This is a genomic window from Streptomyces sp. NPDC036764 (genome assembly GCF_055609385.1).
The window spans coordinates 234,383-247,338 of the sequence record NZ_JBVJPT010000016.1 but is presented as its reverse complement, the minus strand read 5'-3'; the positions used below and the strand labels follow the sequence as shown (position 1 = coordinate 247,338).

General features: G+C 69.9%; 8 protein-coding genes. 2 read left to right on the top strand and 6 right to left on the bottom strand.

Annotated elements, in window-relative coordinates:
* Positions 1 to 16 precede the first annotated feature (16 nt).
* Together ACZ69Q_RS39430 and ACZ69Q_RS39425 are read right to left on the bottom strand one after the other, a co-directional pair.
* Entirely contained in the window at positions 17 to 919 is a 903-nt protein-coding gene (locus ACZ69Q_RS39430; RefSeq protein ID WP_471052007.1) for a tRNA (adenine-N1)-methyltransferase, read from the bottom strand.
* Positions 920 to 987: 68 nt separating this feature from the next.
* The gene (locus tag ACZ69Q_RS39425) at positions 988 to 2,670 is read right to left on the bottom strand and encodes a site-2 protease family protein (protein ID WP_471052004.1); all 1,683 of its coding nucleotides are present in this window, start codon (positions 2,668 to 2,670) and stop codon (positions 988 to 990) included.
* Between the two features lie 174 nt (positions 2,671 to 2,844).
* Between ACZ69Q_RS39425 and ACZ69Q_RS39420 the strand changes: the two genes are divergently transcribed.
* Both ACZ69Q_RS39420 and ACZ69Q_RS39415 read left to right on the top strand, forming a co-directional pair.
* The gene (locus tag ACZ69Q_RS39420; RefSeq protein WP_471052001.1) at positions 2,845 to 3,987 is read left to right on the top strand and encodes a RecB family exonuclease; all 1,143 of its coding nucleotides are present in this window, start codon (positions 2,845 to 2,847) and stop codon (positions 3,985 to 3,987) included.
* A 77-nt stretch (positions 3,988 to 4,064) separates the two neighbouring features.
* On the top strand, positions 4,065 to 4,736 hold the full coding sequence (locus ACZ69Q_RS39415) for a response regulator (protein ID WP_190073527.1): 672 nt from the start codon (positions 4,065 to 4,067) through the stop codon (positions 4,734 to 4,736).
* Between the two features lie 80 nt (positions 4,737 to 4,816).
* Here the strand turns inward: ACZ69Q_RS39415 and ACZ69Q_RS39410 are convergent, their stop codons facing one another.
* The 4 genes from ACZ69Q_RS39410 to metH all read right to left on the bottom strand — a co-directional run bounded on the left by ACZ69Q_RS39410 (position 4,817) and on the right by metH (position 12,926).
* A complete protein-coding gene (locus ACZ69Q_RS39410; RefSeq protein ID WP_471051999.1) occupies positions 4,817 to 6,397 on the bottom strand; it encodes an ABC transporter substrate-binding protein in 1,581 nt (526 codons plus the stop codon).
* A gap of 93 nt (positions 6,398 to 6,490) precedes the next feature.
* The gene (locus ACZ69Q_RS39405) at positions 6,491 to 8,095 is read right to left on the bottom strand and encodes an ABC transporter substrate-binding protein (protein WP_471051996.1); all 1,605 of its coding nucleotides are present in this window, start codon (positions 8,093 to 8,095) and stop codon (positions 6,491 to 6,493) included.
* Positions 8,096 to 8,518: 423 nt separating this feature from the next.
* Positions 8,519 to 9,214, bottom strand: coding sequence for an HAD family hydrolase (locus tag ACZ69Q_RS39400; protein ID WP_471051993.1), 696 nt, complete (start codon positions 9,212 to 9,214; stop codon positions 8,519 to 8,521).
* Between the two features lie 193 nt (positions 9,215 to 9,407).
* Positions 9,408 to 12,926: a methionine synthase gene (gene metH, locus ACZ69Q_RS39395; RefSeq protein WP_471051991.1), complete on the bottom strand. Its 3,519-nt coding sequence runs from the start codon at positions 12,924 to 12,926 to the stop codon at positions 9,408 to 9,410.
* Positions 12,927 to 12,956 lie beyond the last annotated feature (30 nt).

The window sequence follows — 12,956 nt, the reverse complement described above, 5'->3', positions numbered from 1 at the left end:
GCGGTACGGGGCCGGCTCAGCGGCCGGAGCCTCCGTCGGCGTTGGGGCCTTCGTAGTCCTCGCCGTAGGCGCCCTTGGCGGGGCGTCGGCGGCGCATGGGCGGCTCCACTCCGTCGGCGAGTCGGCGGGCGGTGAGCAGGAAGCCGGTGTGTCCGATCATCCGGTGGTCGGGGCGGACGGCCAGGCCCTCGATGTGCCAGTTGCGGATCATCGTCTCCCAGGCGGTCGGCTCGTTGAAGCAGCCGATCTCGCGGATGGACTCGACGGTCCGGGCGAGCTGGGTGGTGGTGGCGACGTAGCAGCACACGATGCCGCCGGGGACGAGCGCCTTGGAGACGGCCTCCAGGCACTCCCAGGGGGCGAGCATGTCGAGGATGACGCGGTCGACCTCGGTGTCGGACAGGTTGTCCTGGAGGTCGCCGACGGTGAGCTGCCAGGCGGGGTGCGGGCCGCCGAAGTAGCGCTCGACGTTCTGCCGGGCGATGTCGGCGAAGTCCTCGCGGCGCTCGTAGGAGTGCAGCATCCCCTGGTCGCCGATGGCGCGCAGCAGGAAGCTGCTGAGCGAGCCGGAGCCGACACCGGCCTCGACGACGCGGGCGCCGGGGAAGATGTCGGCGAAGGCGAGGATCTGTCCCGCGTCCTTGGGGTAGACGACGGCTGCCCCGCGGGGCATGGACAGGACGTAGTCGGGGAGCAGGGGGCGCAGCGCGAGGTAGGCGACGTTCCCGGTGGTGCGGACAACACTGCCCTCGGGAGCACCGATCAGTTCGTCGTGCGGGAAGGAACCCTTGTGGGTGTGGAAGTTCTTCCCGGCTTCGAGCGTGAACGTGTAGTGGCGGCCCTTGGGGTCGGTGAGCTGAACCTGGTCCCCGACCTTGAAGGGCCCGCGACGGCGGGCGGCACCGGTCGGTTCGGACATGTGAACAGCCTACCGGCGTTTCCGGGGGCCGCCGACCACGGGGAAGCGGCCCCCTGGAGCGGGGTGCGTCAGTTCGGGCGGGCCATCGCCTTCACGAAAGCGCGCTCGACGTCGGCCGCCGACAGGACGCCGTAGATCTCGCCGGTCTCCTCGACGACCAGGTACTCGGTGGCGGGGGCGGCGCGCAGGGCGTCGAGCAGTTCCTCTCCGGAGAGTTCGGCGGAGACACGCATGCCGTCGGTCAGGTCCTGGGCGACGCCGCTGACGGGAACCCAGGGGCGGCGGTGTTCCGGTACGCCGACGATGGCGGCCTCGCGGACGAGGGAGAGGGGGTTGCCGTCGGCGTCGACGACGACCAGGGCGCGGGCGCCGGCCGCGTTGGCGCGGCGCAGGGCCTCGGACAGGGGGGTGTCGGTCTCGACGGGCACGGCGCGGCGGGTCAGGTTGCGGGCGCGCAGTTCCGGGAGGTGTTCGCGCAGCCGGGCCATGCGGAGGCTGTTGCCTGCGCCGGTCCAGATGATCGCGGCGAGGATGGCGGCGAGCAGGGCGTCCATCACGGTGTCCATGCCGACGTTGTCGACGGCGTCGGAGCCGAGGGCGCCGGACTGGGTGAGCCACGGGAGGCCGACGAGGACGGAGACGGCGAGGGCCCGGCCGACCCAGGCGGCGGCGACGGTGCCGCTCATCGGCCTGCCGGTGATCTTCCACACGACCGCGCGGAGCATGCGGCCGCCGTCGAGGGGCAGGCCGGGCAGCAGGTTGAAGGCGGCCACGATGAGGTTGGAGATCATCAGGCCGGCCAGCAGGACGCCCGGGACGGTGCCGGGTTCCACGAACTGCATGGCGCCGTAGAAGGCGCCGGCGAGGACGAGCGAGAGCAGCGGGCCGACGAAGGCGAGCACGAACTCCCGGCCGGGTGTCTCGGCCTCCTTCTCGATCTCGGAGACGCCGCCGAAGAACTGGAGCTGGATGCGCCGGACCGGGAGCTTGAAGCGCAGGGCGGCGACCGTGTGGGCGAGTTCGTGGATGAGGACGGAGGCGTAGAAGGCGACCGCGAAGAAGAGGGAGACGAGGTAGCGGGCGGCGCCGAGCTCGGGCAGTACGCGGTCGAGCTGTCCGCCGAACACCCAGGTGATCAGCGCGGCGACGAGGAACCAGCTCGGCGCGACGTACACGGGCACCCCGAACGGCCGCCCCATCAGCAGCCCGCCCCGGGGGTCCCGCGGCCGCTGGGGCGGACGGCCCTTGGTGGTGCCGGAGTGGGCGAGCGTGCGGTCGAGGTGGGGCGTGGCCTGGTGGTCGTGCGGGGTGGGGGTGTCGGGGCTCTCGGCGGTGTGCGCGGGGGGAGGTCCGGAGGCAGGGCCCGCTTCCGCGGGTTCTTCCGCGTCCGGGCCGCCGGTGGAGGCGTTCCCGGTGTCGGCCGTGCCGCTCTTGGCGTCCGTGCCTCGTGAGCCCTGCTGGGTTTCGCCCTCGGGGCGGTTCTCAGTGGCCTCGGAGGGGTTCTCAGTGGCCTCGGAGCGGTTCTCAGGGCCCTCGGAGCGGTTCTCAGGGGCGGGCGGGGTCGAAGAGTCCTCGCGCGCGGTGTCGTCCTCGGCCGGGTCGAATCGAGGGGTGTCCGCGGGCCGTTCGTCGGACGCGGGGGTCGGGTCGGGGCGTGTGGGGTCGACGGCCGGGGCCATCCGGTCCGGTCGGCGCTCGGTCGACTCCTCGGTGCCGGACCGCGGCTGCCCGCTCCCGCCGCTCTCGTCCACGGTGTCCCCTCGTTCGCAGCGTCTTCCGCGCCTGCCGGGCGGAAGGGTCTCGGGTCGATGGTATGCGGCCGTCCTGACGCGTTCCGCCCCGGCACCCCCTGAGTTTCCCCTGACGTACCGGCCGTAACAGCCGGGCTGGGTCACTGTCAGTGGTGGGCCGTAAGGTCTGTGGTCATGGAGACGAGCACGGAGGGTGCCGCGGCGGACCGCGGCGGTGACGTCACGCCGGTGACGGCACCGGTCCCAGGGCCGGTGGCGGGCGAGGAGCCGGCGGGGGCGGACGGTACGACGGCCGCGGTCGCGGCGGGTGAGGGCGCGGCTGCGGACACCCCGGCCTCGCCGGCCGCGGACACCCCGGCCGGCGAGGCCGCGAAGGTCGGCGTTCTGCCGGTGATACCGCCGACCTCGCTGTCCCCGTCCCGTGCCAGTGACTTCATGCAGTGCCCTCTGCTGTACCGGTTCCGGGTGATCGACCGGCTGCCCGAGAAGCCGAGTGCGGCGGCGACCAAGGGGACGCTCGTGCACGCGGTGCTGGAGCGGCTCTTCGACGCTCCGGCCGCCGAGCGGACGGCACCGCGGGCCAAGTCCCTGATCCCCGGGCAGTGGGACCGGCTGCGGGAGAGCAGGCCGGAGGTCGTGGAGCTGTTCGCGGACGATCCCGAGGGCGAGCGGCTGGCGACCTGGCTGGCCGAGGCGGAGCAGCTCGTCGAGCGCTGGTTCGGACTGGAGGACCCGACCCGCCTGGAGCCCGCCGAGCGCGAGCTGTTCGTCGAGGCCCAACTGGACTCGGGACTGAAGCTGCGCGGGATCATCGACCGCGTCGACGTGGCGCCCACCGGCGAGGTGCGGATCGTCGACTACAAGACGGGCAAGGCGCCCCGGCCCGAGTACGCCGAGGGCGCGCTCTTCCAGATGAAGTTCTACGCCCTGGTCGTCTGGCGGCTGAAGAACGTCGTCCCGCGCCGGCTTCAGCTCGTCTATCTCGGCAGCGGTGACGTGCTGACGTACGACCCCGTGCTCGCGGACCTGGAGCGGGTCGAGCGCAAGCTGCACGCGCTGTGGGACGCGATCCGGCAGGCGACGGAGTCGGGCGACTGGCGTCCCCGGCCGACGAAGCTGTGCGGCTGGTGCGACCACCAGGCCCACTGCCCGGAATTCGGCGGCACTCCCCCGCCGTATCCGTTGCCGGTGAGTGGGGCTGGGCAAGGCTCGGCCGGGGGTCCGGGGGCTGTCCCCCGGGAGACGCAGTCGTTGCCGGTGAGCGGAGCCGACCAGGGTCCGGCCGGGGGGCCGGGGGGCGTCGCCCGGGAGACGTAGTCGTTGCCGGTCGGGGCGGGCGCGTCCGGTGGCGGCCCGCAGGGCAGAATGGGGCCGGACGAGCGAAGGAGACTCACGTGGCCATCCGCGTCCTACTGGTCGACGACCAGCCCCTGCTGCGTACCGGCTTCCGGATGATCCTGGAGGCCGAGCAGGACATCGCGGTCGTGGGCGAGGCCGGTGACGGCCTTCAGGCCCTCGATCAGGTGCGGGCCCTGCAGCCCGACGTGGTCCTGATGGACATCCGCATGCCCCGGATGGACGGCGTCGAGGCGACGCGGCAGATCACCGGGCCCGGGCGGGACGGTCCGGCGAAGGTGCTGGTGCTGACGACCTTCGATCTCGACGAATACGTGGTGGAGGCGCTGAAGGCGGGCGCCAGCGGCTTCCTGCTGAAGGACGCCCCGGCCAACGAGCTGGTGCAGGCGATCCGGGTGGTCGCCGCCGGCGAGGCGATGCTCGCGCCGAGCATCACGCGCCGGCTGCTCGACAAGTACTCCGCGCATCTGCCCTCGGGCGACGAGCCGGTCCCGGACACCCTGCACACGCTCACCGAGCGCGAGGTGGAGGTCCTGAAGCTGGTGGCGCGGGGTCTGTCCAACGCCGAGATCGCCGCCGACCTGTTCGTCAGCGAGACGACCGTGAAGACGCATGTCGGTCACGTGCTGACCAAGCTGGGTCTGCGGGACCGGGTGCAGGCCGCGGTGTACGCCTACGAGAGCGGTCTGGTGCGCCCCGGCGCACAGTAGGAGGCCGGGTCACGACGAAGAGGGCGCCCCTTCCGGACGGAAGGGGCGCCCTCGGCGTATCGGACCGCGTACGGCGTCCGTCAGCCCTTGCTCAGCTCCCAGAAGCGGAACACGGTGGAGGCGTCGAGGCAGTACTCCAGGCCGTAGACGTTGTCACGCACGACCGCGTACTGCTTGGCCTGCCAGACCGGCAGGACCGGCAGTTCCTTCGCGACGATGTCCTGGAGCTGGCCGAAGTCGTCCTCGGTCGCGGAGCGGTCGCTCTCGGCCGCGGTGCGCGGGATGAGCGTGCCGGTGATCGCGCCGTTGCTGTAGTTGTTGCTCAGCACGTTGCCCTTGCCGAAGAAGGGCGCCGTGAAGTTGTCGGCGTCCGGGTAGTCCGGGATCCAGCCCTTGACGTACACGCCGTACTTGCCGTCGGCGATGTCCTTCTCGTACTGGTCGAACGCGACGGACTGGACGTCGGCGTCGAACAGCCCGCTGGCGTTGAGCTGCTTGGCGATCGCCTTCAACTCGTCGTCGGTGGCGGGACCGTAGCGCGACGGGGTGGACCACAGGGTCAGCTTGACCTTGCCGTTCACGCCCTCGTCCTGGAGCGCCGCGGCGGCCTTGGCCCGGGAGGGGCGGGCGCCGTAGGTGTCGAAGAAGGCCGTGTTGTGGCCGCCGATACCGGCCGGGATGATCGAGTACAGCGGGGTGGCCGTGCCCTGGTAGACGTCCTTGATGAGGGCGTCACGGTCGATCAGGTAGGCGATGGCCTTGCGTACGCCGAGCTTTCCGGTGACCGGGTCGTCCATGTTGAAGACCAGGTGCTGGACCTCGGCGCTGCCGCCCTCGACGACCTCTATGCCCGAGTCGCCGCCGGAGTTCTCGACGTCGGCGATGTCGCCCGCGGTGAGACCGCGGTAGGAGATGTCGACCTCGTTGTCCTTCAGGGCCTTCTTCAGGGCGTCCTGGTCGCCGTGGAAGAACTTCATCGTCACGCCGGAGTTCTGCACGTCGGCGGTGCCCTTGTAGTTCTCGTTGACCGTGAAGACGGCCTCGTCGTCGTCGAACTTGTCGAGCTTGTACGGGCCGGAGCCGACCGCCTGGCCGTCCTTGCGCAGGCCGTCGGCGTCGTACTGGTCCTCGTCGACGATGGAGCCGGCGCCCGAGGCGATCTTGCTCGGGAAGGTGGCGTCGGAGGAGTTGAGCCGGAAGACGACCGTCTTGTCGTCCGGCGTCTCGACCTTGCTGAGGGTGGGGAACATGACCGCGGGGCCGTCGGGGTCATTGATCTTCAGCAGGCGGTCGAAGGAGAACTTGACGTCCTTCGCGGTGAGCTCGTCACCGTTGCTGAACTTGAGGCCGTCCTTGAGCGTGCACTCGTAGACCGTGGCCTTCGTGTCGGAGAAGGCGCACGTCTCGGCGGCCTCGGGCTGCGGTTCCGTGGCGCCTTTGGGGAAGCTGAGCAGCGACTGGAAGACGTTGTTGAACAACAGCCAGGAGCCGGGGTCGTAGCCGGAGGCGGGGTCGGTGGCCAGGACGTCGTCCGACATCCCCATGACCACCGAGGTGCCGGTCCCGCCGGCGTCCCCCGTCTCCGTGCCGCAGCCGGTCAGCAGGCCGGAGGCCAGCCCTGCCACGACGGGCAGGACTGGCCACTGGTTGCGCATGTTCACGTACGAGTGCCTTGTCGTCGATTGTGAGGAACCCGTCCCGGGTCCCGGGCCGGGCCCGGCGTCCTGGTCGAGGGCGCCGGGCACAGGGAGACGTCAGCCGCTCACGCCACGGCCGAGCTCCCAAAGCTGAAGGGTCGAGGAGGAGTTGAGGACGTACGCCGTGCCCGTGACGGCGTCGTTCGCCGCGACGTACTGCTTGCCCTGCCACAGCGGCAGCACCGGCACGTCGTTGGCCACGATGTCCTGGATCTCCGTCAGGCTGCCGGAGGCGGACAGCCGGTCGGCGACGCGGCGGGAGTCCGGGATCAGCTCGTTGCGGATCGCGGAGTTGGCGTACGGCGAGCCGAGGAAGTTGTCCTTGTCGAGGAACGGCGCGAGGTAGTTGTCGGCGTCGGGGAAGTCCGGGAACCAGCCCATGCCGTAGACGTCGTACGCGCCCTTCTGCTCGGCGGGGCGGAACGTCGCCCAGGGGGCGCCCTCGATGCCGACCTCGAAGAGGCCGCTGTCGTCGAGCTGCTTCTTCAGCAGCTCGAACTCCTTCTTGGTGGCCGAGCCGTAGTGGTCGGTCGTGTAGTGCAGGGTCAGCTTCACCGGGGTGGTGATGCCGGCCTTCTCCAGCAGCGACTTGGCCTTGCCGACGTCCGGGTCGCCGTACCTGTTGAAGAACGAGTTGGAGTGGCCCGTGATGCTGGCCGGGACCAGCGAGTACAGCGGCTCGGCCTGGGAGCCGTAGACCTTGGAGACGAGCTCGCCGCGGTCGATGATCTGGGCCATCGCCTGGCGGACGGCTTTGCTCTTCACCGTCGGGGCGTTGGTGTTGAAGGCCAGGTAGCGGATCTCCAGGCCGGACATGTCGACGAGGTCGACCTTGTCGTCGGAGTCGGCGGACAGCTTCTGGATCTGCTCGGGCGACATGGTGCGGGTCATCAGGTCGATGTCGCCCTTGTCGAGGGCGGTGCCCATCTCGTCGGCGTCCTCGAAGTTGCGCAGCTCGACCTTGTCGTTGTTCACCGTCAGGCTCCCCTGGTAGTTGGGGTTCTTGGTGAACACGGCGGAGACCAGCTTGTCGTCGTCGACCTCGGCCTTGAGGGTGTACGGGCCGGAGCCGTCGACCTCGAAGCCGTCGCGCAGCTTGCCCTTGGCGTAGATGTCGGGGTCGACGATGCCGGCGACCGGGGTCGACAGCTTGAACGGGAAGGTGGCGTCCGCGGTCTTGAGGTGGAAGATGACCTCGCTGTCGCCTTGGGTCTCGACGGTGTCGATCGTGGACAGCAGGGCGAAGACACCGCTGTCGGCCTTCAGGGCCCGGGCACGGTCGATGGAGTACTTCACGTCCGAGGCGGTGACCGGGTCGCCGTTGGCGAACTTGAGGTCCTTGCGCAGCGTGCAGGCGTAGCGCTCGTTGCCGCTGTCGGTGAAACCGCAGCTCTGGGCGGCCTCGGGGACTGGCTCGCCCTCGCCGCGCGGCTGGATCATCAGGGTCTGCACGGTCTGGCGCAGGATGTTCCAGGTGCCGACGTCGTAGGCGAAGGCCGGGTCGAGGGGGGCGGGAGCGTCCTTCGAGACAGTGAACGCGTCGGTGGTGCCGACGACGATCGCGTCGCCGTTGTGGCTGCCGCTGTCGGTTCCGCCGCAGGCGGCCAGAACCGGCGCGAGCAGGCCGATGACGGCCGGCAGCACCAAAGTCTTGCGGTTCATGCTCGGGTTTCTCCAGCGGTCGACTCCGTGTACCCGGCATGCAGGGGTGTCGCTGCGGATCACGGGGTAAGTGCGATGTTCTCGCGATGAGATTAGTCCGCGCGCGCAGGACGGTTCGAAGCGACCGGAGTTGAGGATCCATCACGGAGCGGAACCGGGCGCGGACGCAACGAAAACCTGAGGAGGGAAGGATTCGTGCACCGTTCCACCAATCGGGACACAAAGGTGCGTCCGGCACCTCCGGCCGGGGGTCGACGGCACAACACCGAGGTTCTGTCGACCCCCGTTAAAGTGGTGAACATCACAAACTGAACGGTCTTCGAGTGCACCGGAATTCAGCCATCCGGCAGGTTCGAATTTCCTCGCGGAATTCTCGCGTTATCGATGTTGCACGCTGGGTGAACGACCGGCGCATTTGTGTTGTCAGGCGGCCACCAGCCCACGCAGAAATGCCAGATCGACCTCTTCGAGGGAGCTCACGACGGTGCGCCGGGCGGCCGGTGCGATGGGGGCGATGGAGGGTACGGCCACCACATGGCAGCCGGCGGCCTCCGCCGCGGCGACGCCGGTCGCCGTGTCCTCGACGACCGCGCATCTGGTCGGGTCGACGCCGAGCCCGGCCGCGGCGAACAGGTACGGGTCCGGGTGCGGCTTGGTGCGCTCCACCTCGTCACCCGCGACGGTCAGCGCGAAGTGCTGCGGGCCGAGCGAGGTGAGGACGCGGTCGATGATGCGCCGGTGCGAGGCCGAGACCAGGGCCGTGGGGATCTCGTACGCGGCCAGCTCGGCCAGCAGCCGGGCCGCTCCCGGCATCAGCGGCAGGGCGCGGTCGATGCGGTCCTCGAAGCCCTGGTTGAGCAGCACCGTGAGTTCGGCGAGCGTGATGTCGGCGCCGGTGGCCTCGATCAGGAAGCCGGCGCTGCGGGTCATCGGGCCGCCGACCACGACATGGCGCCAGGAGTCGTCGAGGGTGTGACCGAGGCCGGCGAAAATCTCGGCCTCGACGTCCCACCAGAAGCCCTCCGTGTCCACCAGGGTGCCGTCCATGTCGAGGAGAACAGCCTGAAGGGCCGACCCATCGGCCGTACGGGTTACTGGCGCGGGGACCGTGCTGGTCATCCTGGCGCACCTCCTTGAGGGGCGGACAGGCCGGCTCCCACTAAGGGAACCGGCCTGCGGTGGACCGTCCAGTGTACGACGTGCGTCGCCGGAGCGCCTGGTTTAACCGGTGTGCCGCGGGGCACACCGATTACCCCAAGGGGACGCCTCCACCTGCGTGGAAGCCGGCCCGGGCGCGGCGGCGCGGGGCGACTCAACGTGCGTTGAAGTACTTCGCCTCCGGATGGTGGATCACGATCGCGTCCGTGGACTGCTCGGGGTGGAGCTGGAACTCCTCGGACAGGTGGACGCCGATGCGCTCCGGCTGGAGCAGGTCGGCGATCTTGGACCGGTCCTCCAGGTTCGGGCAGGCGCCGTAGCCCAGCGAGAAGCGGGCGCCCCGGTACTTCAGTGCGAACATGTCCTCGATGTCGGCCGGGTCATCCCCGGCGAAGCCGAGCTCGGAACGCACGCGCGCGTGCCAGTACTCGGCGAGCGCCTCGGCCAACTGCACGGACAGCCCGTGCAGTTCGAGGTAGTCGCGGTAGGCGTTCGCCTCGAACATCCGCGCCGTCTCCTCACCGATCCGCGAGCCCACGGTGACGACCTGAAGGCCCACGACGTCGGTCTCGCCGGACTCCTGCGGGCGGAAGAAGTCCGCGAGGCAGAGCCGACGGCCGCGGCGCTGGCGCGGGAAGGTGAAGCGGGTGCGCTCGTTGCCGTGCTCGTCCAGCAGGATCAGGTCGTCGTCCTTGGAGACGCACGGGAAGTAGCCGTAGACGACGGCCGCTTCGAGGAGGTTGTCCGTCTGGAGCTTGTCGAGCAGCCCGCGCAGCCGCGGGCGGCCCTCGCTCTCCACGAGTTCCTGGTACGACGGCCCGTCACCGGTGCGCGTCTCCTTCAGGCCCCACTGGCCCTTGAAGAGGGCGCCCTCGTCGAGCCAGGAGGCGTACTCCTTGAGCTGGATGCCCTTGATGACGCGAGTGCCCCAGAACGGCGGCTCGGGGACCGGGTTGTCGGTGGCGACGTCGGAGCGGACGTGCCCTTCCTCGGGACGCTCGTCCAGTACGGCGGCGGTGGCGGCGCTCCGGACGCGGCGCTGCTTGAGTTCGGGCAGCTTCGCGCCGGGCACGCCGCGCTTGACGCCGATGAGGGCGTCCATCAGGCGCAGGCCCTCGAACGCGTCGCGGGCGTAGCGGACTTCGCCCTCGTAGATCTCGTGCAGGTCCTGCTCGACGTAGGCGCGGGTGAGGGCGGCTCCGCCGAGGATGACGGGGTAGTTCGCCGCGAGGCCGCGCTGGTTGAGCTCCTCCAGGTTCTCCTTCATGATCACCGTCGACTTCACCAGCAGGCCGGACATGCCGATGACGTCGGCCCGGTGTTCCTCGGCGGCCTCCAGGATCGCGGAGACGGGCTGCTTGATGCCCAGGTTGACCACGTTGTAGCCGTTGTTGGACAGAATGATGTCCACGAGGTTCTTGCCGATGTCGTGCACGTCGCCGCGCACGGTGGCCAGCACGATGGTGCCCTTGCCGTCGGCGTCCGTCTTCTCCATGTGCGGTTCGAGGTAGGCGACGGCGGCCTTCATGACCTCGGCGGACTGGAGCACGAACGGCAACTGCATCTGGCCGGAGCCGAACAGCTCGCCGACGACCTTCATGCCGTCGAGCAGGGTGTTGTTGACGATGTCCAGGGCGGGCGTGTCCTGGAGTGCCTCGTCGAGGTCGGCCTCCAGGCCGTTCTTCTCGCCGTCGATGATGCGGCGCTTGAGGCGCTCGTCCAGCGGCAGGGCGGCGAGTTCCTCGGCCTTGCCGGCCTTGAGGGACTTGGCGGTGGCGCCCTCGAAGAGCTGCATGAGCTTCTGGAGGGGGTCGTAGCCCTCGCGGCGGCGGTCGTAGATGAGGTCGAGGGCCGTCTGGACCTCTTCCTCGCTGAAGCGGGCGATCGGCAGGATCTTCGACGCGTGGACGATCGCCGAGTCCAGGCCCGCCTTGACGCATTCGTCGAGGAAGACGGAGTTGAGCAGGATGCGGGCGGCCGGGTTGAGGCCGAAGGAGATGTTGGACAGGCCGAGGGTGGTCTGGACGTCCGGGTGGCGGCGCTTGAGCTCGCGGATCGCCTCGATGGTGGCGATGCCGTCGCCCCTGGACTCCTCCTGGCCGGTGCAGATGGTGAAGGTCAGGGTGTCGATGAGGATGTCCGACTCGTGGATGCCCCAGTTCGTCGTCAGGTCCTCGATGAGCCGTTCGGCGATGGCGACCTTGTGCTCCGGGGTGCGGGCCTGGCCCTCCTCGTCAATGGTCAGCGCGATCAGCGCGGCGCCGTGCTCCTGCGCCAGCTTGGTGACCTTCGCGAAGCGGGACTCGGGGCCGTCGCCGTCCTCGTAGTTGACGGAGTTGATGACCGCGCGGCCGCCGAGCTTCTCCAGGCCGGCCTGGATGACGGGGACCTCGGTGGAGTCCAGGACGATCGGGAGAGTGGAGGCGGTGGCGAAGCGGCCGGCCAGTTCCTCCATGTCGGCGACGCCGTCGCGGCCGACGTAGTCCACGCACAGGTCGAGCATGTGCGCGCCCTCGCGGATCTGCTCGCGGGCCATCTCCACGCAGTCGTCCCAGCGGGCCTCCAGCATGGCCTCGCGGAACTTCTTGGAGCCGTTGGCGTTGGTGCGCTCACCGATGGCCAGGTAGGAGGTGTCCTGGCGGAACGGGACCGTCTGGTACAGGGAGGCGGCGCCGGGCTCGGGGCGCGGGCTGCGCTCGGACGGGGTGAGGTCACGAACGCGGTCGACGACCTGGCGCAGATGCTCGGGGGTGGTGCCGCAGCAGCCGCCGATCAGGGAGAGGCCGTAGTCGAGTACGAAGTTCTCCTGGGCGTCGGCCAGGCCCTCGGGGCCGAGGGGGAAGTGCGCGCCGTCCTTGGTGAGGATGGGCAGACCGGCGTTCGGCATGCACAGCAGCGGGATGCGGGAGTGCCGGGTGAGATAGCGCAGGTGCTCGCTCATCTCGGCCGGACCCGTGGAACAGTTCAGCCCGATCATGTCGATGCCGAGCGGTTCCAGCGCGGTGAGGGCGGCGCCGATCTCGGAGCCGAGCAGCATCGTGCCGGTCGTCTCGAACGCCATCGAGACCAGCAGGGGCACGTCGGTGCCGGTGGCCTCCATGGCGCGGCGGGCGCCGAGGACGGAGGCCTTGGTCTGCAGGAGGTCCTGGGTGGTCTCGACGATCAGGGCGTCGGAGCCGCCGGCGAGCAGGCCCTCGGCGTTGGCCTGGTAGCCGTCGCGAATGGTGGTGTAGCCGACGTGGCCGAGGGTGGGCAGCTTGGTGCCGGGGCCGACGGAGCCGAGGACCCAGCGGGGGCGGCCGTCGCGGGCGGCGTACTCGTCGGCCACCTCACGGGCGATGCGGGCCCCGGCCTCGGACAGTTCGTGCACACGGTCGGCGATCTCGTACTCGGCCGCCGCGGTGTGGTTCGACCCGAAGGTGTTGGTCTCGACGCAGTCGACGCCCACCGCGAAGTACGCGTCGTGCACGGAACGGACGATGTCGGGGCGGGTCAGGTTCAGGATCTCGTTGCAGCCCTCGAGATTCTCGAAGTCCTCAAGCGTGGGGTCCTGGGCCTGCAACATGGTGCCCATCGCTCCGTCGGCGACCACCACACGGGTGGCGAGTGCCTCACGGAGCGCGGACACACGGGTCCGGCTGTCGGCGGAAGGGGTCGGTGGCAACGAGGCCATGAAAGGGCTCCCTGGAGTGCGACGGCTGTC

Bases quoted from the DNA above. Each gene is read 5' to 3' on its own strand.
- ACZ69Q_RS39400 (WP_471051993.1), bottom strand. From the start codon at position 9,214: ATGACCAGCACGGTCCCCGCGCCAGTAACCCGTACGGCCGATGGGTCG.
- ACZ69Q_RS39405 (WP_471051996.1), bottom strand. From the start codon at position 8,095: ATGAACCGCAAGACTTTGGTGCTGCCGGCCGTCATCGGCCTGCTCGCG.
- metH (WP_471051991.1), bottom strand. From the start codon at position 12,926: ATGGCCTCGTTGCCACCGACCCCTTCCGCCGACAGCCGGACCCGTGTG.
- ACZ69Q_RS39420 (WP_471052001.1), top strand. From the start codon at position 2,845: ATGGAGACGAGCACGGAGGGTGCCGCGGCGGACCGCGGCGGTGACGTC.
- ACZ69Q_RS39430 (WP_471052007.1), bottom strand. From the start codon at position 919: ATGTCCGAACCGACCGGTGCCGCCCGCCGTCGCGGGCCCTTCAAGGTC.